Origin of the sequence: Marinomonas sp. KMM3893 (assembly GCF_004352855.1) — a bacterium.
GTDB lineage: Bacteria > Pseudomonadota > Gammaproteobacteria > Pseudomonadales > Marinomonadaceae > Marinomonas > Marinomonas arenicola.
This window is the reverse complement of the sequence record NZ_SJSC01000002.1, coordinates 571,756-593,872: the sequence shown is the minus strand read 5'-3', so window position 1 is coordinate 593,872 and position 22,117 is coordinate 571,756. Positions and strand designations below refer to the sequence as shown.

Below are 22,117 nucleotides of genomic sequence, written 5' to 3'. Positions count from 1 at the left end.
TTTTACGACCGTTTGCAAGCGCTGCTCTATTAAAGCCCAGCGCTTGCAACAGCATTTGGAATACAGAGGTAACTATGAATAATGCGACTGAAGCCAATTTTGATGGCTTAGTGGGACCGACCCATAACTACAGCGGCCTTTCTTTTGGTAATGTCGCGTCTTTAAACAACTCAGCGCGCCCTTCCAACCCGAAAGCCGCGGCCAAACAAGGCTTGGTAAAAATGAAAGCCTTGGCGGATCTGGGCTTCGTTCAAGGGGTACTAGCGCCCCATGAGCGACCACATATTCCAAGTTTACGTCGCCTTGGATTTTCTGGGTCAGATGCTGACATTTTGGCACAAGCTGCCAAACAAGCCCCCAAAATACTTGCCGCCGTTAGCTCTGCGTCTTGCATGTGGACGGCCAACGCCGCCACTGTATCCCCAAGCGGCGACACTCAAGATGGTCGTGTGCATTTTACCCCCGCTAATTTGGTGAATAAGTTTCATCGCTCGATCGAGCACGAAACCACAGGCGCGATTTTAAAAGCGACTTTCAAAGACGAAAAACACTTTGCCCATCATTCAGCGTTGCCAAGTGTCGATCATTTTGGAGACGAAGGCGCCGCCAATCACACTCGCTTCTGTGACCAATACAACGAACAAGGCATCGAATTTTTTGTCTATGGCATGTCGGCGTTTGATATGTCATCGCCACGTCCTGCGAAATTTCCAGCGCGTCATACCTTAGAAGCGTCTCAAGCTGTGGCGCGCAGCCATGGTTTAACCCCATCACAAGTGGTCTATGCGCAACAAAACCCTGACGTGATAGACGCTGGCGTATTCCACAACGACGTCATCGCCGTGGGGAACCGCAATGCGCATTTCTATCACCAAGAAGCCTTTCTCGACACCGCCAAAATGAAACAAGACTTGTTGGCTGCGTGGGGCGATCGTGCGTCACAGTTTCATCTGATTGAAGTGCCAACTGACGCTGTCTCTGTGCAAGATTGTATTCAATCCTACTTGTTTAACAGCCAACTATTAAGCCGTGGCGACAACGACATGGTACTGGTCGTACCAGGGGAATGTGAAAACAACCCAGCCGTGTGGGCGTATTTGAATAGTCTAGTGGCAGGTCATTCGCCGATCACAGAAGTCAAAGTATTCGACCTGAAACAAAGCATGAGCAACGGTGGTGGACCCGCTTGCTTGCGTCTTCGCGTCGCGCTGACACAAGCCGAAAAAGCCGCACTCAACCCTGCCACCTTGATGAACGACACACTGTTCGGCCGATTGAACACCTGGGTAGACGCACACTACCGCGACACATTGCACGAAGCAGACCTCGCCGACCCGCAACTGCTCATCGAAAGCCGCACCGCACTGGATGAACTGACTAAGATCTTAGACTTGGGATCAGTGTACGAGTTTCAGAAGTAAACAAAACCGAGCCAGATATACCAACCTTAGGCTGCCCTTTTTGGGGTAGCCTTTTTTGAAAAAATCCCCCTAATCACACATGTCAGGCACTTTATATCAGGTCTTGTAGGTTAGTCTTTAGACTAATAACTGGAGATTCGGTGTTTCAACCAAGGGTTAAAATCGAAATGACCGGTGACACTCGGTTGTAAAAAAGCATCACTCTAATCGCACGTGTCTGGCACTTTATCTCAGGTTTTGTAGGTTAGCCTTTAGGCTAATAACTGGAGATTCGGTGTTTCAACCGAGGGTTAAAGTACAAATAGCTGATGATGTTTTGTTTGTTAAAAAAGAGTCATATAAATCACACGTGTCTGGCACTTTATCTCAGATCTTGTAGGTTAGCCTTTAGGCTAATAACTGGAGATTTGGTGTTTCAACCATAGATTAAAGTCCAAATGATCGGTGATGCTCGGTTGTAAAAAAGCATCACTCTAATCACACATATCAGGCACTTTATCTCAGGTCTTGTAGGTTAGTCTTTAGGCTAATAACTGGAGATTCGGTGTTTCAACCGAGAGTTAAAGTCCAAATAGCTGATGATGTTTTGTTTGTTAAAAAAGAGTCATGTTAATCACAGGTGTCTGGCACTTTATCTCAGATCTTGTAGGTTAGTCTTTAGGCTAATAAATGGAGATTCGGTGTTTCAACCGAGGGTTAAAGTCGAAATGACCGGTGATGTTTTGTTTGTTAAAAAAGCATCGTATAAATCACACGTGTCTGGCACTTTATCTCAGGTCTTGTAGGTTAGTCTTTAGGCTAATAACTGGAGATTTGGTGTTTCAACCATAGGTCAAAGTCGAAATGACAAGTGACGCTCGGTTGTAAAAAAGCATCACTCTAATCGCACGTGTCTCGCATGATTAGCTTTATTGGCACAGTGGCATCCGGGCTAAAGCCACGGCCTACAAGTACAAGACCATTTGATGCCACCAAGCCCTTGTGGGCTGGCCTTCAGGCCAGTAACTGGAGATTTGGTGTTTCAACCATAGGTTAAAGTCGAAATGATCGGTGACGCTCGGTTGTAAAAAAGCATCACTCTAATCGCACGTGTCTCGTATGATTGGCTTTATTGGCACAGTGGTCATCAGCCTAAAGACTGACCTACAAGACCTAGTGTAGCCTGGCTGGATGGTTTTTCTGTGGGCTGGAATACCTAGAAAAGAGCGGCCAGTAACTGGAGATTCGGTGTTTCAACCGAGGGTTAAAGTCCAAATAACCGGTGACGCTCGGTTGTAAAAAAGAGTCATATTAATCACAAGTGTCACGTATATTTGTGGACTAAATAGGCGTGACACTAATCTCTTCTATCAAATGAAATAGTTAAGACAAGACTTTAGATTCGGAGTTTAATTTATTTAAGGTTTTTTCTAGCCTTTTAAACATAACCCCTATGTGTTTGCGTGTTTTAAATTTTGTAAGGGGAGGTATAAGCTCTCGTAACACATACCGAAAAGAACTATTTTTAGGACCAAACCCATCGATCAAAATAGGGTGAATAGAGCCATCTCGCTCTTTCTTTAATAAAATATTTTGTAAACCGTCATCACCTAAAATAAAGTTATTTCTTAGACACTCTCGCCCAATAAATTCAATATAAACTTTGGCTTCTGACTCACTAACTTCCTGAGACTCAACATAATCTTCTAAGGATTTAGAGATTGAGCCATCGAAGTCTTTCACCAGACCAATAGCAAGGCCATCACCTAGGTTAGTAGAAACCATCCCATAATACTGAGGGAAAATTTTATGGTGATGCTTTTCTAAGAATTTCGCTTCTAGAATATTATGTTGATCTCCATGCTCTTTCTGAATCTTGATACAGACCTGATCATCCATAGGATGCAGATACACATCTCTATTGTTACCTGTTGCTAGATACAAGCTGTGCGTCAATTGTAAGTTCATAAAGCACCATGTGAGATTTATACATAAATTTCACATATCTTAAACAAAAAATTCACAAAAACACAACAGGATCACCGCATAACCTTAATGTTTCCTTAACTCAAAGCTGAAACGGCGATAAAATCATTGCCTAAAATAAAACTAACCGATATTTTGTATCTACGCCCATGAGCTCAGTGATCAAGGCATAAGCAATTGAATCTGCTATTCACATACCTTCCGCGCTTTGACATGCAAAAAAAAGAAGCCTTAGCTTACACTTCCGATAGATGATCAAATTACATAATGATATAGTTAGGTAAATGACGAAGTAATTAGTAAGCGTATGAAGGCCAAGAAACCAAATATATTACTCTATATAAATTGGCCTAATTTAATTATTCATATTAAGTAATACTGGATATGTTAAACATATATTTTACTTCTTTAAAGTCATCTGAATTCCCATCAAAAATCATATATAGAAGTGAACCTAATGATTAACATTGTATTATGTTCAGATGAGAACTATGCAGCATACAGTGCAACGGTAATGGTCTCGGCCTTAGAAAACACGTCCAGTAGAGAAGAGTTCAATTTTTACTTACTAACTACAGGCCTAACAAAAGAAACCAAGATAAACCTGGAAAGGACAGTTAAGCACTATGGCGCTAAATTAAGTATAATAAATGTCGATACATCCAACTTTGATTCATTGAACATAGATTTAGGAAGATTTGGAATTGGGACTTTGTTACGTCTATATATGCATCGTTACTTACCTGAAGCCCTTGAGAAAGTTATATACCTTGATTGTGACCTTGTTATTTTAGGCGACCTAAAGGAATTATGGGAAGAAAATTTAAATAATTTCCCAATAGGAGCTATCATTGACCTATGCTCTCCTAAATCTTATAAAGAAAGACAAGATAATTACTTTAATGCTGGTGTATTATTAATAGATCTAAATCTCTGGATTAATAATCAGCTTGGTGAAAAAGCATTAAACTACCTTATCAAGCATCCAGACGATGCAAATTTTCTAGATCAAGATGCTTTAAATAATATTCTAAAAAATCAATGGAAAAACTTAGATTTAAGCTGGAACTTCCAGCCTGCTGCTTACAGTGCTCATGAAAAGGGTTATGACTACCTAGAATCAAGAAAAAACGAGTTATACAATGCAATTAAAAAGCCTCAAATAGTCCATTTCATTGGCCCTATCAAACCTTGGAGTGGAAAATGTGTGCATCCACTTCAAGATCTATTTATTGAATTTTCAAAAAAAACGCCTTGGCCAATTAAACTTCAAACATTACGCGCAGAACTCTCAATCATTAAAAGAGTTAAGATTTTTTTCAAAAAAAGCAAAATTAAGCGCAGACGAAAACTAACCACATACCAAAAATAAAGATATTAGGGTGCGGCGGGCTATCTTAACAACCATAATTTTAGTAACTAGCTAAAAATGCTCGCCGTTTTCGTAGTAGTCTTTACCCTGTAAATCGCGGAACAATACGGTAATGTCTTGGCCACTTTCTACCAGTGGTCTTGTTAGATCTTCAATTGCGCGGGCGACTTTCGCTTTCACTTCGTCGCCACGGTCAAACCACAAGACTTCAAAAAATGGATACGCCGGAGAAGCGCCTCCTACAACTAGATAGCTCGTTGCTTGAAACTCAAGGGTAAAATGTGAGTTTGGTGTGTCTGTGATCTCTGCCAAGTTTTCCACCAGAATGTCTCCGATGGATTCAAGGTCTTCAAATGGCAGCCCACGTACTCGTATATGCGGCATAATTACAAACCTACTGCGTTGTCTCTGTTGTGTTAATAGCGGGGTCAGGTGTTTCCATAGCAGAGCTGCTGCTGTCATCATCGTCTTCGTCTATATAACGAAACGAGCGAGAGTCAATCACCTTACCATTTTGCACGACTTCTGCGGTCCAAGTGCCATCAAACCCTGGCATTAAACGTTTGCTTGACCAAACACGCCAGCGATCGCCACCGATATCAAACGAAATATCCGCCATCACGTCACCGTCTAATTTCCAACGATGAGTTACTTGGCTACCCGCCATGCCACGTAAATCGGTAAAGAAATACACTCTTTGTATCTCGCCATATTTTACATAAACAACCTGACCAATATCGTCGATCGGTTCACGGTCAATAACGTCGTTAGAAAAAACAGCCCGAGCCACGGTTCCTTCTGCCCAAGCAGGAACCGCAATGCAAAGTGATAATAAGCTCGCTAAAGCAAATCGAAAAAAATGTTGGCGCATAGTGAAATCCTATAAAGCGTTTTAAAGAAAAGCGCAGCGGCTTTAAGACCCGCTATGCAAACTGAAATGTCTATCTTAAAAATAGCGTATTATCGAGAGAAAAGAAGCGAGACTTTTGTATAAATTTGCAACATGTCTCGCTGTATCAGAAGGGCATTTTACGCAAGCCGCAGGATAGGAACAAAGCGTTTTAGATTATTTACTTATCGCTTACTTTGCGTGACGATCTGCAAGTGGTGTCGAGAAGGTGTATTCCATATCCCAAGGAAAGCGAATCCAGGTGTCTTGGCTCACTTCGGTAACAAAAGTATCCACCAGCGGTTTGCCGGCTGGTTTGGCGTAAATCGTTGCAAAATGCGCTTTTGGTAACATATCGCGTACTTTTTGCGCCGTACGACCCGTATCCACCAGATCATCGATCAAGATAAAACCTTCGCCATCCCCTTCAACGCCTTTTAGCACGCTCAGCTCGCCTTGCTTCATCGCGGCTTCACCGGCATCGCCACTGTAGCTGACAATACAAATGGTATCGATTAAGCGAATGTCCATTTCACGACACAAAATAGCCGCAGGAACCAAACCACCACGAGTAATCGCAATAATGCCTTTCCATGGTCCTTGCTCTAACAAACGCCAAGACAATGCACGTGCATTTCGGTGTAGTTCTTCCCAAGAAACTGGAAAATCTTTCGAATAAGGGGTCATCATAAGCTCCTATGCTCATAGTCGGTCGCAACAGGGGTCTAAATGCTCAAAGCCGCCATGATAATCACAGCGGCTAGTGTTTAAGCTGCATCTAGAAAAGTTTGCTTGTGTCGGGATATTCGCGCATTTTAGTCGAAAATGACGCAAAAAACACAAAGGCAGATTTTAAAGGGGGGATTTTAGCGGCATTGGTAGGCCCGCTGCAACAAAAGTTACCCGTTCGGTCAAGTTTGCTAATTTTTGATTCATTGTGCCGATTTCGTCACCAAATCGTCTAGCCAGCTTATTCATCGGCATAATGCCCAACCCGACCTCGCTTGACACAATAACCAATTCACCAGAAAAGTCTTTAGCGGCGTCTAAAAAGGCGTGGGTTTCTTGCTCAAAAACAGCCTCGTCTTCTAAACATAATAAATTACTTATCCACAAAGAGACGCACTCAATAATCACAGCGTGACCAGGGTGGTTTAAGCGTATTAAGGTGTCGGCCAAGGCAATCGGCTCTTCGATTAACTGCCATTGCTCAGGGCGGCGCTGCTGATGTTTGGCTACTCGACTCGCCATCTCGTCGTCCCAAACCTGAGACGTCGCCACATAATGTACCGGCTTATCCAGCGCGGCAATTTGCGCTTCTGCAAATGCACTCTTGCCGCTGCGCACACCGCCTAACACCAAATGCTTCATGCTAGCTCTCGCCCTCCCGCCGTTTTTAACAAGCCCATTAAGGCTCTGTCTAAACGAGGGATTTCCTCGGTTGCAGGCAGCGCCACTCGAATCCAGCCATCTCCCAGACGAGTATGTACGCCGACCGAATGCAACATGTCAAAAACGTGCTCCGCATACGCGGCATTCGCCAAACGCCAGGTCACAAACAAAGGACTAACCACGCTGTCTTGGGAGTCAAAAATCGTATTGAGCTTTGGCATCACTCGGTTTACAAACAGCGCCTGACGCTGGGCCAGACTGTGTCGCGCTTGCGCTTGCCATTCAGTATCGTCTAAGGCGGCGCCAACGAGGAACAAGCTCGGTGTTGCCACCGGCCACGGCCCCATTAGATTTTGCAACGCAATTTGCCAACGATTCGCACAAAAAGCAAAGCCAACGCGCGCGCCAGCCAAGCCAAAAAACTTACCTACTGAGCGCATCACGAACAAAGAAGGAGACCAATATTCAGGCACCTGAGTCGTCAACAAGCTGTTTTCTGGCATAGGATCAATAAAGGCTTCATCGACGACAAGGTAAGCATCCATGGATTCTGCTTTACTCAACACCGCCTGCAATTGTGCCAAAGAAGACAAGCGGCCACTCGGATTATTCGGCTGTATCACCACAGCGACTTGCCAAGTCTGCTCTAAAAGCTCATCTAGTTCCTTGTAGTAGGCTATCTCATAGCCCCACTTTTGCCACGCAAACGCATGTTCCTGATAACCAATACGAGGCACCATAACGACTTTCTGCTTCAGTTTTTCACTCAATAAAGCAGGCAAAGACTCAATAATATGCTGAGAACCCGCGCCAATCGCACTAGGGCGCATGCCATAATAACGGGTCGCTTGCGCCATCAAAACCGCTTGGTCTGGTAATTCATTCCATAACGCCGGATCAATAGCAGGAATCGGCCAAGGCTCTCTATTGCAAGCCGAAGAAAGATCTAACCAAGCCAACGCTTGTGCGCCGACTTTTCGCTGCCAATAGGCCAAGTCGCCACCGTGTTTTGGCGGCACTAAATCAAAATGCATATTAGCAATCCCCATAAATAAACGCTTTTATCGACTAAACCAATGGCCTTTTCTAAATGCAAAGGCGTCGGTGCATCGCCCTCGCCCAGCACAGGACGTGTCTCGATTTTTCCAAAATACGGCGCTTCACCACCCAGCTTCACATTTAAGGCGCCAGCACCGGCGGCCATAACAGGGCCGGCATTGGGGCTTTTCCAGCGCACTTCCTCTTTACCTGCCGAGCGTAACGCCTGAGTCCACTTGCCACAAGCGGCATAGGTGTAAACCACCAAGCGCGCGGGAAGATAATTCAACACATCGTCAAAGCGCGCAGCAAACCAACCAAAATACAAAAGTTCGCGAGTTTTATAGCCCCACATGGCATCTAAGGTATTCGCCAAGCGATACACCAAAGCACCAGGCGCACCCAAGATAAGAAACCAAAAAATCGGCGCAAAAATCGCATCGCTGCCATTTTCTAACACTGATTCAATGCCCGCTTTTGCCACGTCGGACTCGGTTAAATTCTGCGTGTCACGGCTGACAATACGACTCACCGCAAATCGCGCTTCATCAAGCTGCCCAAGGCTTAACGGCGTCGCAATGGCTAAAGCGTGCTCACGCAAACTTTGCCACCCAATGGAGAAGTACAACATCAGCACAGACAACGCGGTATCTAGCCAATCAGGCAGCAACCAATACAAAAGCAAGAGCGCTAATAAACAGGGTAAAACCGCCGCACACCAAGCCGCGACGCCCAATAAACGCTGATTAAACGAGTCCACACTCAAGGGTAACTGCAAAACATGGCGACAATAATCCACCCAGCGGCCAAACCAAATCAGTGGATGCCAGCTTTTTGGCTCGCCGAGCAGCCGATCCAGCAGCAAGGCGGCCACCAGCATCATGGCCGTCGAGCCCAGAAATTCAAAAGAGTCATTAAAAATAGAGGTAATCATGGTTAAGCGTCTTTTTTTCACTTAAAAAAGCATCAATGTCGGGTAGAATTCTACCACCGAATTGACCAAATACGTGATGACTTGCATGCCAGCTTTTAACTTAATGATTCAAGGAACGACGTCGGATGCAGGGAAAAGCACCCTAGTCACCGCCCTGTGCCGATTATTCCAACGCCGAGGCATCAGTGTGGCGCCATTTAAGCCTCAAAATATGGCGTTAAACAGCGCCGTAACCGCCGATGGTAACGAGATTGGCCGAGCTCAAGCCGTGCAAGCTTATGCCGCGGGGCTAGAACCTCACGTCGACATGAACCCGATTCTTCTTAAGCCCAACACGGACACAGGCGCGCAAGTTATCATTCAAGGCAAAGCCATCGGTAACATGAACGCCGTGGGTTACCACGAATACAAAAGCATCGCCAAAATAGCCGCGCTTGAGTCCTACCATCGCCTTGCTGACCAGTACCAAGCAGTATTAATAGAAGGAGCAGGCAGCCCAGCGGAAATCAATTTACGCGCCCGCGACATTGCTAACATGGGCTTTGCCGAAGCCGTCGATAGCCCTGTCATCATCATTGCCGACATAGACAAAGGCGGTGTTTTTGCGCACCTTGTTGGTACCCTAGATCTGCTTAGTCCAAGTGAGCAAGACAGAGTCATTGGCTTTGTGATTAACCGCTTTCGTGGCGACATCAGCTTGCTGCAATCTGGATTGGACTGGCTTGAAGAACGCACCAAAAAGCCGGTTCTAGGCGTGCTACCTTATTTAAAAGGCTTCCATTTAGAATCCGAAGACGCGGTGGCAAAAAGCCCAGAAAAAGCAGGCCTTCAAGCCAAATTACAGGTTGTTATTCCTGTCATGCCACGTACCAGCAACCACACCGACTGGGACGCGCTGCGCTTACACCCTGATGTGCAAGTCACCTTAGTGGGCGCCAACGAAACCATACCCGCAGCGGATTTAGTAATACTGCCAGGCAGCAAAAGCGTGCAATCGGATTTGGCGTTTTTGCGCCAAGAAGGTTGGGAAGGCTACTTACAAAAGCACCTAAGATACGGCGGCAAAGTCATCGGCATTTGTGGCGGCTACCAGATGTTAGGGGAAAAGCTACTCGATCCGCACGGCTTAGAAAATCATGAGAAAAACACAGAATCAAACGGCTTTGGTTTTATTCCCATGGAAACCGTATTGGAAAAAGACAAACAGCTGAAACAACGCCAAGGCTCGCTGTTGTTAGACAAGGCTAATGACTTGCCAGAACACGCTCAACTCACGGGCTATGAAATTCATTGTGGCGTATCGCATTTCACACAAGACAGACAACCGCTGGCGACACTAGAAAACGGCCAGAAAGAAGGTTTTATCTCAGCCGACAACGCGATTATCGGCACTTACCTTCATGGACTCTTCGACCACCCTGAAGCCCTTGCCGCCCTCATAAAATGGGCTGGAGTAGAAAACGCCACGTCATTTGACTACACCGCCCTACGCGACCAAGAAATCGACCGCCTCGCCGACAGCACCGAAGCACACATGGATATAGACTTACTCATCCAGCAATGCAAGTATTTAAATAGAATTGAACAAAACTAGTGATCGCAAGAAAGGTATCCGTTATTATCTTTCTTACATCAATACATTTTTACATTGTTACATTGTTACATTGTTACATTATCCAGAGAATTATTTTAATGCGACGTCTTGAACATACTCAGCAAGGGAACGCTCTAGCTTTAATTGGTTTTATTTCTATATGCCTTTTTACAGTAACGAAATTATACACTCATAGTCATATAGCCAATATTTTTGGTCTCCCTATGGCCATTCTCGGTTTTTTTGCCATATATCGTTATGGTAAAAACATTCAAGTTAAAACACCTCTACTATTACTACTAGCGTCTATACTTCTCCCTCTGATCAGCTGGTTTTTTGCTCACTTAGCTTATCCTGATTTGGCAAATGAATCCCCTCGCTTAGATAAACTTTTACGAATGTTTCTTTTCATACCTATCGCTTGGTGGATAAAAGACTCCCCTAAAAAAGTTTTCCTCTTTTGGAGCCTTGCAGCACTAGCTGTATTAGCGTCTCCATGGATCAGTGGAGACGGATTTCAAGAAATAATAAGAGGATGGCAAGGGTATAGAGTTGACTTTGGTTTAAAAAATGCCGGACATACAAGTCTATTTTTTGGGACTATATTGATAGGGCTTATTTGTTTTTCACCTAGACTATATTTATGGAAAAAATCAAGTTTAATAATACTAATTCCATGCTTATTATTTTGTGCCTTTACCATGATTGCTGTGCAAACCCGTGCAGGTTGGCTTGCACTAATAGTTTGCTCCTCAACAACTTTAATTTACTTTTTTTTAAAAGAAAAAAATAAATCTAAATTTTTTAATAAAAAAACTATAGCATTTATTATACTTACTCTAATCGCTGGGTCTTTACTGTATAAAAACATGGGAAACATAGTAGAAAAAAGGTCAAAATCTGAATCATCAGTAATCGACAGTGTACTATCTGGGAACTTTGATGATATCCCATACACCAGCGTAGGCATTAGAGTTAACTTATGGCGTGCGGCATTGGCGCGAATTGAGGAACGACCAATTTTGGGATGGGGCATCAATGGTCAGTCTATTGCAATAAAAGAAACAACCTGGCTACCTGACCATATAAGACAAACTTTTGGGCATCTTCATAATTCCTACTTTTCAATACTCACTAATTATGGATTGCTTGGCTTACTATTTTATGTTGTCTGGTTTGGATGGATATTCTTAAAAATTCTAAACCTAGTCTCAAAAGGATCATTAGGTAAAGATATAGGATACTTCTCGATTACAGTCCTCTCTTTCTGGAGCATTGTAAACCTATTTGAATCTTACTTATTTTTCTGGACGGGTGTTGTGTATATACAAGCCTTGTTCGGGGGATTACTCGCCCTTATCTGGCAAGCAGAGATCAAAGAGAAACAACAAAAAAACAATCAAGCTACCTAGTAACTTGATTGTCACAACACAACAGACCTAGCTCTTATAGGCTGAAATCCTAGAAAAGAGCGTAGGCCGGCATGGACGGAGGCACGACGGGAATCTGGCAATTGAAAACGAAGTTTTCATCTGTGCGTGTGTGAACGCCGAGGGCTCGCAGGAACGCCATGAAGTCCGAGCATTGCCGGATTCTCACTCGTTCCTCGTTTCATCCGGCCTACAATACAAGTCGCCATCCTGAATTAATCGTAGGCCAGCATGGACGGAGGCACGACGGGAATCTGGCAATTGAAAACGAAGTTTTCATCTGTGCGTGTGTGAAGGCCGGGGGGTTAAAGCCGAAATAGCCGGTGATGTTGTGTAGCTTTTGCATCACCCTAATCGCACGTGTCTCGTATGCACAACCCCCTCCAACTCCCCCTTGAAGTAAAGGGGAGAGCAAGACAATCTCCCTCGCTCCCTTTTTATACCTAAGCCACTTCCCTTTCAGATAATATCCGTTTGCCTTCATATCGCTTCAAGATGAAGTGTAAACGCACCAGCAATATCACAGACAACAAACTCAATCCTGCTCCAAGGCCGATATAAAAGCCGCGCAATGTAAGCGTGTCTGCCCAAGGGCTGTAGTGAGACAGCCAATAACCAAACGGAATGCTTAAACCAAACAAAGACACGGCAAAGGCAATCATGGAAGAGCGCGTGTCTCGAAAGCCTCGCAGCGCGCCGGTAAACACCGTTTGCAGCATGTCTGGCAACTGATAGCTTGATGAGATCAATAATATACTGGCGGCCATGGCCACAACTTGCGCATCACTGCTGTAAATAAAGGGAATGACATCGTGGAAGTACTGGGTGATGCTGAAGCAAACAGCCACGTAGCCTAAGCCCAGCCACACAATAACGCGTAAACGCTTTCTTACCCCTGCGACACCTTCTTTCGACATGGCCTTAGCCACCACAATCGCGGTTACGGCACTCATCGCCATCATGGGCGTAAACAAAATAGAGGTATACGACATCACGATTTGCCCTGCCCCTAAGGCCAAATCACCAAAAGAGGAAATCAGCCATGTCATCGATGAAAACAACGCCACCTCAAAAGTAAACGCAAAGCCTGCAGGCGCGCCAATATGCAACAACAAGGAGAACTTCTTCATGTAGCGCCAGATCAATCTGGAGAACAAAGGACGTTTATTAAAAAAGCGATCGTATACAAAAAAGAAAGTCACCGACAAATACAAAGACAAGGTCGAGGCAATGGCGGCACCACGAGCGCCTAAATCAGGAAAGCCCAACTTGCCGTAAATAAGCACATAGTTAAAGACAATATTCAGCAGCAACCCGGTGCTCGCCACAAACAAAGGAAAGCCTGGACGGCCAGCCGCTTCAAATAAGTTTTTGTAGGCGGTCATCAAGGCCAACATAGGCAAAGCTGGCGCAAAGATATACAGATAATCCACCGCGACCTGACGGGTTTCTTCTTGGGTCGCCATCATGCGAGCAAAATGCGGCAGCACGGTTACAGTGACAATACAGGCCACCACACCCAGAATAATCGACAGTCCCACCGCCTGAGACATGTAGATGTTGACCAACTTAGGCTGACGACCATGCAGATGGCGCGTTACCAAAGGCGTAATACCAAAGGTCACACCAATCAAAAAACACCCTACAGGCAACCACAAACTGGACGCCAAGCCCACCGCCGCCAAGTGCGTCGCGCTGTAATGCCCCAACATCACGGTATCGACCAAACTGATCGACAACTCCAGAGTCATGGTCAATACCATGGGCAAAAGTAGATGCAGAACCTCTTTTAAAACAGACGGAGAAGAAAATCCTTTTAACACACTGCTACCCTTATAAGGAATAAGATAGGGCGATACAATCTCGCACCAGAAGCCATATTTTACACTGATACGCGTGTCTTTTAACGCACAAAAGAGACACTTTCATTTCAAATAAAGCCTTTTACTTACCTTATGTGTAGAGATGCCCTTGCGCCCTTCTGAAAATGCCGACAAAATGCCGTCTTTTTCTTATTCGTAACATCTGCGTGTCCCTAACATTAAGGACTAAGGTTAGACAGCCATGACAGTGATCACCACACTCGGCCCATTACTCGTAGCCTTACTTTTTGGCTACTGGGTAGACATTAAGTTTCTTTCGCCAAAGCGCGTTGCACTTGGTTTGGAAAAACTGGTCTATTTAATTCTTGGGCTTATTGGTTTTAGCATAGGCGCACTGGATAACCTGTCTGAAAAGCTGGTCGTGGCAGGCTTCCAAGCCTTTGTACTTTTTACCTTGGTCACCCTGATCAGCCTAACGGCTCTTTATTGCACAGGATTACGTTTTGGCGGCGCCCATGCTGAAAGCCAAGGCAATATCCCGCAAGCCAGCAAGCGACAAGCCCTAAAAGACGCCGCCCAAACTCTGGCTTGGGTAATCGTGGGAATCTTGGTTGGCTATATCGGCAAAGACTGGGCGATGGGCGTGGATCAAGCGGTAACAGGGCTGCTGTACATACTGCTGCTATTGGTTGGCTGCCAACTAAGACAAGGCAATCATCGCTTAAAAAAAATGCTCCTCAATAAGCAAGCCGCCATCATCGCGGTGACAACCATCGCCAGTACTCTCTTTGCAGGCTGGCTAAGCGGCCTGATCTTAAACTTAAGCTGGCACCAGAGCTTGGCCGTTGTCTCAGGGTTTGGTTGGTACAGTTTATCTGGCATCTTGATTACAGGATTAGGTGACCCAGTACTCGGCACCACCGCCTTCTTGCTTGATCTAGGTCGTGAGATAGTCGCACTCATGCTGATCCCCTTCTTTGCCAAACGCAGCAGCCACATGTCGGTCGGCTACTCTGGCGCCACCGCCATGGACTTCACCCTGCCTATGCTAAGCAAATTCCACGGCCCAGAAATCGTCCCCGTCTGCATCGCCAGCGGCTTCATCATGAGCCTACTCACCCCAATCCTCATCCCATTATTCTTAGGCATGAACTAACATGTCGACTTTAACCGATGGATTGGGTCTTTCTCTCCACCCTACTTCAAGGGGGGGTTGTTCCTGTATACATGACATCTGCAATTAACTTGATTTATCACAAACCAGACATCGCCAAGAATTTGGGCTTTAACCCTCAATCTCATCGTCAGCATTCCGTAAAGACACTTTGTAAAGACAAGCGCTTTCGCAAACACCGTCATGGTTATGTAAAACTCATTGTCGCGCCGGAGCAGCAACGCTTATTCTCAGATCACACCTTGTGCTTTGCAGAAGAAGATTATCTTTTGGAACCAACAAAGTGTGCAGGTGAAGGGGTCGCTTTGGTAAAGAGTCCGACATAAAATTGGCATAATTGTCCTTGCTTATGTTAGAACAGTACCAACGGATCTGATTTTGCTAAGCACAGGGCGTATTAAATGTGACAACTAAGTTCTGCCTCTTATTGTACGCAATTTAAAAAACGGCATGCGATTCAAATTCCGTGACAACACTCAATTCATCGCTCTGCGATAATCAACAATCAAATGGAATGCTTTTTTATGAAAAAAACTCTTATTGCGGCGCTGGTTATGTCCTCCGTTTCTTTTGCGTACGCAGCAGATAACACAACCACCAAACTAGACACTAAAGAACAAAAACTGGCTTACAGTATTGGTACCATGTTCGGCGGTCGTATGGAACAGGACTTCAAAAACCTAGACCTAGACACTTTTTACCAAGGCTTCAAAGATTCTTACGCTGGCAAAAAAGGCCTAATGACCAAAGAAGAAGTAACGGCCACTATCCAAGCGTACCAAAAAGAACGCATGGAAGAGCAACAACGCGAACAAGCCAAACTAGCGGCAGCAGATAAAGCGAAATCAGAAGCTTGGATCAAAGAAAAAGCCTCTGAAAAAGGCGTTATGAAAACCGACAGCGGCCTACTTTACAAAGTGATCACGAAAGGCAAAGGCGAAAAACCAAAAGCCACTGACACAGTGAAAGTAGACTACGAAGGCAGCTTGATCGACGGCAAAGTATTCGACAGCTCTTACAAACGTGGCGAAGCCATTACCTTCCCTCTAAACCAAGTTATCCCTGGTTGGACAGAAGGCCTACAACTTATGCCTGTTGGCTCTAAATACGAGCTATACATTCCTGCGGCTCTAGCATACGGCCCTGGCGGCACAGGCCCTATCCCACCAAATGCAGCGCTTAAGTTTGTTGTTGAACTTCACGCCATCGTCAAACCAGATGCGAAAAAAGACGAAGCAAAAGCGGAAACGAAAAAAGCTAAATAGCTTCCCTAGCAAACTCTAGAGAAACAAACGATAAAACAAAAATGGCCATCATCTGATGGCCATTTTTTTGCTCAATTTTTGTTCTAATACGAACTTACTATTCTCCTCACACTCCTGTAGCTAATGACTATAATTCGACAAAGTAACCGTTTCTTGAGCCGTCCATCCCTTAAGGCCCAAAATAGATATCATCCTCAATTTATCCCCATACAAAACAAAGACATTAATCCTCATTATTTGCTATCATCCTTCATCGTTAGATCAATAAGCTACTACTGCTTTACAGAGTTTTATACAAAGGGATGTACATGAAAAGAAGTTCGTTTCAACGATATCAGAACAGAAAAGCACTGTGCCTGTATGGATTAATCGATTTACTTATCCCGCCTTTTCTTCTTAGCCTTATCCATTTCTGTTTAACTCCAGGGGCATTCTCAAAATCTTACTGCTACCTAGCAGCACTCAGCGGCCTATTTTTTCTGCTTGGTACCGCCTTTCAAGGTGGCTACAGCCGCTACAATGAACGCTCTATTTCAAAAAAACTCGAGATCACCTTTAAGACTTGGTTTATCAATGTGTTTTTATTGCTGACTATTACTTACTTTTATTTGGTCACATCAAACTTCGATCGAGTGATCATGACACTTTGGGTAATTTCAACCCCCATCATCGTAGTGTCATTGAAAATAACCATAAATAATCTGAACAGAAAAATCTCCAAAACAAAAATAGAAGTCGCCGTTTTGGGAAGAAACTATAAGTTTAATGAACATGAGCATAAAATGCTCAAATCTCAGGCTATTAAATTAACTTACATCGACTTCAATGAGACAGACAAACTACAAGAAAGCATTGAAACAATCTCACCAGATTATTTGCTACTAAACTTAGAAAAACCCGCTAATGAGAAATTAGTTAAAGAGCTGACTCATATTAATATGAAAGGCACTCGAGTCATCGAGCTATTCCACTTTATGGAAGCTTTTTTGCGAAAATGCTACATCCCTTATGACCAACAAGATTTAAGTTATTTAGATACCGTTCATAGTTACAACACAACCAATTATTGTGTAAAAAGAATCATCGACTGGTGTGCGGTTTTAGTCTTAGGCACCTTAACTATTCCTGTAATGCTTGCATCAGCCTGTAAAATTAAAAAACAGTCTCCTGGAAAGATCTTCTTCAGCCAAAGTCGTGTTGGGGTAAAAGGAGAAAGCTTTAAAGCAGTTAAGTTTCGCAGCATGCATGAGAACGCAAAATTCGATCCTTATACCCAAAAAGAAGACCCTAGAATATTTCCTTTCGGAAACTTTATGCGAAAGTCTCGAATAGATGAGCTACCACAATTGTGGAACGTCGCGAAAGGGGAAATGCACTTGCTAGGTCCTAGAACAGAATGGGACATTCTAGTTGAAAACTACGAAAAAGAGATTCCCTACTACCATGAGCGCCATCTTGTTAGACCTGGCATATCAGGGTGGGCACAAGTCCTATACCCTTATGGCGCAAACACAGAAGACTCCAGACAGAAGCTGATGTATGACCTTTACTACATCAAACACTGGAGTATCTGGCTGGAAATGGAGACATTGATTAGGACAATTGGTGTGGTATTAGGAAAGAAGGGATTGTAAGTTCTAATTGAACCAATACAACTCTATTTCTTTTACTTCTTAATAAAAAACTGCGGGATTTTAGAAAAATTCTTAATCAATAATGCACGAGGCCAAAAAATACGGTTATTTTTTAACGCTTCAATATCTTCTTTAGTTTTCAGAATGATATTTTTTAAACTGCGGTTACTTGCTCCACCAACACGCATTTTTATGACTATTTTTGGTAAATAGGCCATTTTCACTTTATTGCTCCAGAGATAACGAAGCAAAGAATCGTAATCTGCTGCAATTTTAAAACTCAAATCAAACAAACCAAACCTGCTGTATAAATCACGTTTCATATAAAAGGTAGGGTGAGGCGGCATCCAACCATTTTTTAACTTATCTCTTTGATATTGGCCAGACTTCCACAGACGTATAACCTTATTTTTATCGTCTTTTGACACATATTCAAGATCTGCGTAAGCTGCGTCACAACCAGAGTCGACAAAAGTGGAAACAATATCTTTGACGGCATCAGGGTAAGCAAACAGATCATCGGAATGTAAAAATCCAACAATATCGCCAGTTGCAGCACTTATTCCTTTATTTAATGCATCATAGATCCCTAGGTCTGGCTCGCTGATGATTGTCGTTACACGGCTACATTTTTTTATTAGATTGATTGTATTATCTTTTGACGCTCCATCAATAATAATAAAATCTATGTCTTTATATGTTTGTTGCTCTAAAGAATTTAGTGTATCTGAAATTGTTTTCTCGCTATTATGCGTAGCGGTAATAATACTAACTTTCATGCAGGCTCTCAGATATTATAAGATATGACTAGAAGGTTTTTCTTCATAAAGAAAAACAACATCAGGTGCAGGCTTTTTGGTTAAAATAAAATCTAAGGCCTGACCAAATTTAATAGCCTGAGCAGACCAAGAATAATTATTTTTTATCAATAACTTCGCGTTATCCGACATTACATTTAACGATTCCTCTTCCATACACATCATTTCTTGTAAAGCTTGACGTATATTTTCTTTAGATAAATTAATGTACTTGCCACAATTATAGGTACCAATTTCAGACCAAGGAGTTCCCGTGGTGGTAATAGTGGGTAACCCAGCGGCTAGAGCCTCTCCGATAACCACACCAAAATTTTCTGTATAAGTTGGTAAAACAAAAAACTCACTGGCAGCTAATACACATTTTTTCTTATCCCCTGTTAGCATACCGAGTGTTTTAATGTTGCCGACAATATCATTTTCAATCGCTAATTTAGAAATACTATCCGTATAATCTGAATAGTCTGGTCCAACGATAAGCAAGCACCAATCAGGGAATTTATTCACCAATTCAGGCCAAAGCTCTAGCAACAGATCCAAACCTTTTTTCTTGTGTAAACGAGACATAAAAAGAATGTATTTCTTATCCTGGTTTAATCCTAAATATTCTATAGCATTGTTTTTTTTAGGTAAATCCTGATAATCATCATAATTAATGCCGTGAGGTACAATAGCAATAGGAGTTGTAATACCAAGTTTTCTAACCGCGTTATACTCTTCAGAACAAGTTACATGAATCAAACTAGCCTGTTGTAATGATTTTTTTTGAAAAAAATTCCATGCAATTTTTTTACTTAATTTACTCTGATCTAAAGACCAAGGGTAAAGCGTTCCACGGATTGAAACAATATGTGGGAGCTTATACTTTTTAGCCAGTTTTGCAGAAAGATATGCAGGATAATTCCAAAGGTTATTAGAAAACAGAATATCATCGTTTGCCATATCAGAACTCAGTTTTTTTTTTATTTCTGCTGAATATTTAAGCTTGTCAAAACCAATTTTCTGACAACGAGTCCAGGGGATAGAAAATCTTTCAATAAACTCATTCCTTTCATTTTTTGAAGAAGATATAGAATAAATTAAAGATTCAATAGACAACTCCGAACGAATAGCTTCTAACATATTCGGTAATGAGTTAGCTGGGCCACCGTACTCATCTGCGATATTCTCAATGACTGAAATTAATTTCAAAACTTCCTCACCATATTAGTTCAAAGATAAAAATACGTCCATCAGTTCCATTACAACTGACTTGTAATTATTAATGAATAAGGCTCAAACACCCCCAACACATAAACCACATATATAAATTGAAACAATGCAAACAAAAAAACTACCGTCTTAGCAAAGACTTTTTCTTTAACAACCAAAAACAAGCTTGGCAAAACAAAAACAGAAGAAAAAAGAAATATATCACTTATTCTATAGGCTAAGACAGGGACTGGAGATAATATAAGAAAAGTAATTACATAAAGAAGATATAACTGCACGAAAAATTTTGTATGATAATATTTTGACTGCAGAAGGTCATACTTTATAATAATTGGAATTAGAAAAAGAAAATGGGGCAACAATCTTTTAATCGGATTAATTTCATAAATGTCGGATCTATTTAAATACCAATTCAACTTCCCTGTAGGATCTATAATAGCTAAAAACTCCATCATCTTAATTGAAAAGCCTAAATAGACCCAAAAGATAGAAAACACTCCAATTAAAAACAAAATAACCATTAGTCTTTTCTGCGTTACATTTTTAAAAATAAAAAAAGGACTTAGGAAAACAATAACAGATGAATAATGGAGGCAAGTTGCTAATACTGAAAGTAAAAACCATCTAAATATCATACCATTAAAATACGACAACATAGCAAGATACATAAAACCGATTGCAAAACCAACCCTTATCTGGTTCATATCCTGTAAAAGAAAAAGATATGAAAGAAAGAGTATAACAGATAAGCCTATATGTGAAGAATATTTATAAAACAAAATAAATTTAGTCATCATCCCTAAAAAACAAACTAAAAAGAACGCAAAAACTTTAAATTCCATTGACTTATTAAATGTTGTAAATAAGAAATAGAAAAAAGGTTCTATTTTGAGAGACGTATTTTCATTACTAGAATAAGAAAAATATCTAAAAAATGAAAAATAAACCTCTCGATCTGCAGATACATTAATTGACTGTAAAGCACTAAAAAGAGAAACAAAAACAGCCAAGAAAAATAAATAAATTGCTTTCTGCGAATTCAGAAAAAACAAAGGTAAGCAAGAAAGTAATAGTAGCCAATAAATATACAAAACAATCCCATTCAAATAAAGCAAATAGTCGCTAAAAAGTTAGTTGATCTATTATATCAATCGAAATATCAAACACTCTAATCTTTGATTCCTTTCCCCTCCCAATATCGCTTAATGATTACATAGTTCTGCTCCATTATTGCTTAAACTCTTATGTTATAGACACGAATATAACACTAAAACACCTGATAGAATTCTAATTCTATTTTTACAACAAGGGCTTACCTAAAGTAAACCTTCGACATTATTAAAGACAGTTAATATTTTTTAAAAATTGAGCTTGAATATGAATGCTATCAGTAAATTGATAAACGACAGCAACTTAATGATTAAAAAACTTTCGAACAAAAATACCTATCGATCTTTTATAGATCATCAGGTATGTACAACACAATGAGAGACAAAATGGAAGTGTTTTATTTTTTATACGAGCACGGTGGTATGATTTAAATGTTTCTTTAAAGTTAGTAATACTTACACCATTAGGCTCCATCTCGGTTAAAATGTAACCATAAAAATTCATTTCATTTTCCCAATCATGAATAAATCTTAGGCTCCATTCGTAGTCCATTCCTAATTTATATTTGATATCATATAAACCATATTTATCAAAAAAATCTTTTTTAATAATCATACCTTGATGAGGCAAGTAATTTCTGATCTTTTGTTTTTCAGCCCCTATACTTTTTCCAACAATTTCATCTCCAAATTTTATTTTGGAAACCCCAATGCTACATTCATTATTTTTCAAGTCAGTAATAATTAACTCTGCACTGTAAAAAAAATCATCTCTCAAAATATCGCCAGCATTTATAAAAATAACGAATTTACCAGATGAATTTTTAACACCTTTATTAAAAGCATCAGCTATACCAACATCTTTTTCTGACAAAAAGAAGTCTATTTCAGACGAGTGATTATCAATAAATCCTACCGTACCATCAATAGAAGCACCATCTATAACTATCCACTCAACCCACCTAGGTTTATTTTTCAGCGATTCATGTGTATTCCTAAAACCAACTATATCATTGCGGACGATAGTAACGATTGATAATAGTTTCATAA

Annotated in this window: 20 protein-coding genes; 8 read left to right on the top strand and 12 right to left on the bottom strand. The window is 41.9% G+C overall.

What is annotated here, in order from left to right:
- The first annotated feature begins 74 nt into the window (after nucleotides 1-74).
- Nucleotides 75-1,421 (top strand): N-succinylarginine dihydrolase, encoded by a 1,347-nt coding sequence (gene astB, locus E0D71_RS07200; RefSeq protein WP_133002632.1) that lies wholly within the window; start codon nucleotides 75-77, stop codon nucleotides 1,419-1,421.
- 1,362 nt (nucleotides 1,422-2,783) lie between these two features.
- On the opposite strand, the gene E0D71_RS07195 is transcribed toward astB, so the two are convergent.
- On the bottom strand, nucleotides 2,784-3,368 hold the full coding sequence (locus E0D71_RS07195) for a YrbL family protein (RefSeq protein WP_133002631.1): 585 nt from the start codon (nucleotides 3,366-3,368) through the stop codon (nucleotides 2,784-2,786).
- Between the two features lie 475 nt (nucleotides 3,369-3,843).
- On the opposite strand from E0D71_RS07195, the gene E0D71_RS07190 reads away from it, so the two are divergent.
- Nucleotides 3,844-4,758 (top strand): glycosyltransferase family 8 protein, encoded by a 915-nt coding sequence (locus E0D71_RS07190; RefSeq protein WP_133002630.1) that lies wholly within the window; start codon nucleotides 3,844-3,846, stop codon nucleotides 4,756-4,758.
- Between the two features lie 51 nt (nucleotides 4,759-4,809).
- Here the strand turns inward: E0D71_RS07190 and E0D71_RS07185 are convergent, their stop codons facing one another.
- The 6 genes from E0D71_RS07185 to cbiB form a co-directional block, all read right to left on the bottom strand.
- A complete protein-coding gene (locus E0D71_RS07185) occupies nucleotides 4,810-5,142 on the bottom strand; it encodes a DUF1904 family protein (protein ID WP_133002629.1) in 333 nt (110 codons plus the stop codon).
- Nucleotides 5,143-5,152: 10 nt separating this feature from the next.
- Complete coding sequence (locus tag E0D71_RS07180; protein ID WP_133002628.1) at nucleotides 5,153-5,629, bottom strand: DUF2914 domain-containing protein; 477 nt, start codon at nucleotides 5,627-5,629, stop codon at nucleotides 5,153-5,155.
- Nucleotides 5,630-5,839: 210 nt separating this feature from the next.
- Nucleotides 5,840-6,334 (bottom strand): xanthine phosphoribosyltransferase, encoded by a 495-nt coding sequence (gene gpt / locus E0D71_RS07175; protein WP_133002627.1) that lies wholly within the window; start codon nucleotides 6,332-6,334, stop codon nucleotides 5,840-5,842.
- A gap of 165 nt (nucleotides 6,335-6,499) precedes the next feature.
- Complete coding sequence (gene cobU / locus E0D71_RS07170) at nucleotides 6,500-7,018, bottom strand: bifunctional adenosylcobinamide kinase/adenosylcobinamide-phosphate guanylyltransferase (RefSeq protein WP_133002626.1); 519 nt, start codon at nucleotides 7,016-7,018, stop codon at nucleotides 6,500-6,502.
- The gene (locus tag E0D71_RS07165; RefSeq protein WP_133002625.1) at nucleotides 7,015-8,073 is read right to left on the bottom strand and encodes an aminotransferase class I/II-fold pyridoxal phosphate-dependent enzyme; all 1,059 of its coding nucleotides are present in this window, start codon (nucleotides 8,071-8,073) and stop codon (nucleotides 7,015-7,017) included. Before E0D71_RS07165 ends, cobU begins: the two co-directional genes overlap by 4 nt.
- A complete protein-coding gene (gene cbiB / locus E0D71_RS07160) occupies nucleotides 8,058-9,011 on the bottom strand; it encodes an adenosylcobinamide-phosphate synthase CbiB (RefSeq protein WP_133002624.1) in 954 nt (317 codons plus the stop codon). The genes E0D71_RS07165 and cbiB overlap by 16 nt, the downstream gene beginning before the upstream one ends.
- 85 nt (nucleotides 9,012-9,096) lie before the next feature.
- Here cbiB and E0D71_RS07155 point away from each other — a divergent pair, with 85 nt between their 5' ends.
- Together E0D71_RS07155 and E0D71_RS07150 are read left to right on the top strand one after the other, a co-directional pair.
- Nucleotides 9,097-10,605, top strand: a complete 1,509-nt coding sequence (locus E0D71_RS07155) for a cobyric acid synthase (protein ID WP_133002623.1) — start codon at nucleotides 9,097-9,099, stop codon at nucleotides 10,603-10,605.
- Nucleotides 10,606-10,703: 98 nt separating this feature from the next.
- Nucleotides 10,704-12,017 (top strand): O-antigen ligase family protein, encoded by a 1,314-nt coding sequence (locus E0D71_RS07150; protein WP_133002622.1) that lies wholly within the window; start codon nucleotides 10,704-10,706, stop codon nucleotides 12,015-12,017.
- A 461-nt stretch (nucleotides 12,018-12,478) separates the two neighbouring features.
- Here E0D71_RS07150 and E0D71_RS07145 read toward each other — a convergent pair whose 3' ends face one another.
- The gene (locus tag E0D71_RS07145) at nucleotides 12,479-13,858 is read right to left on the bottom strand and encodes an MATE family efflux transporter (protein WP_243711961.1); all 1,380 of its coding nucleotides are present in this window, start codon (nucleotides 13,856-13,858) and stop codon (nucleotides 12,479-12,481) included.
- 241 nt (nucleotides 13,859-14,099) lie between these two features.
- Here E0D71_RS07145 and E0D71_RS07140 point away from each other — a divergent pair, with 241 nt between their 5' ends.
- The 4 genes from E0D71_RS07140 to E0D71_RS07125 all read left to right on the top strand — a co-directional run bounded on the left by E0D71_RS07140 (nucleotide 14,100) and on the right by E0D71_RS07125 (nucleotide 17,931).
- Nucleotides 14,100-15,014, top strand: a complete 915-nt coding sequence (locus E0D71_RS07140; protein WP_133002621.1) for a lysine exporter LysO family protein — start codon at nucleotides 14,100-14,102, stop codon at nucleotides 15,012-15,014.
- Between the two features lie 71 nt (nucleotides 15,015-15,085).
- On the top strand, nucleotides 15,086-15,358 hold the full coding sequence (locus E0D71_RS07135) for a hypothetical protein (RefSeq protein WP_133002620.1): 273 nt from the start codon (nucleotides 15,086-15,088) through the stop codon (nucleotides 15,356-15,358).
- A gap of 198 nt (nucleotides 15,359-15,556) precedes the next feature.
- Nucleotides 15,557-16,297 carry an FKBP-type peptidyl-prolyl cis-trans isomerase gene (locus tag E0D71_RS07130; RefSeq protein WP_133002619.1) on the top strand — a complete coding sequence of 247 codons (741 nt, stop codon included), beginning with the start codon at nucleotides 15,557-15,559 and terminating at the stop codon, nucleotides 16,295-16,297.
- Nucleotides 16,298-16,605: 308 nt separating this feature from the next.
- Nucleotides 16,606-17,931, top strand: a complete 1,326-nt coding sequence (locus E0D71_RS07125) for an exopolysaccharide biosynthesis polyprenyl glycosylphosphotransferase (RefSeq protein ID WP_133002618.1) — start codon at nucleotides 16,606-16,608, stop codon at nucleotides 17,929-17,931.
- 32 nt (nucleotides 17,932-17,963) lie between these two features.
- On the opposite strand, the gene E0D71_RS07120 is transcribed toward E0D71_RS07125, so the two are convergent.
- The 4 genes from E0D71_RS07120 to E0D71_RS07105 all read right to left on the bottom strand — a co-directional run bounded on the left by E0D71_RS07120 (nucleotide 17,964) and on the right by E0D71_RS07105 (nucleotide 22,115).
- On the bottom strand, nucleotides 17,964-18,710 hold the full coding sequence (locus E0D71_RS07120; protein WP_133002617.1) for a glycosyltransferase family 2 protein: 747 nt from the start codon (nucleotides 18,708-18,710) through the stop codon (nucleotides 17,964-17,966).
- 15 nt (nucleotides 18,711-18,725) lie between these two features.
- The gene (locus E0D71_RS07115) at nucleotides 18,726-19,937 is read right to left on the bottom strand and encodes a glycosyltransferase (protein WP_133002616.1); all 1,212 of its coding nucleotides are present in this window, start codon (nucleotides 19,935-19,937) and stop codon (nucleotides 18,726-18,728) included.
- A 50-nt stretch (nucleotides 19,938-19,987) separates the two neighbouring features.
- The gene (locus tag E0D71_RS07110) at nucleotides 19,988-21,049 is read right to left on the bottom strand and encodes an EpsG family protein (RefSeq protein ID WP_165942965.1); all 1,062 of its coding nucleotides are present in this window, start codon (nucleotides 21,047-21,049) and stop codon (nucleotides 19,988-19,990) included.
- A gap of 322 nt (nucleotides 21,050-21,371) precedes the next feature.
- Nucleotides 21,372-22,115, bottom strand: coding sequence for a glycosyltransferase (locus E0D71_RS07105; protein ID WP_133002614.1), 744 nt, complete (start codon nucleotides 22,113-22,115; stop codon nucleotides 21,372-21,374).
- Nucleotides 22,116-22,117: the final 2 nt, after the last annotated feature.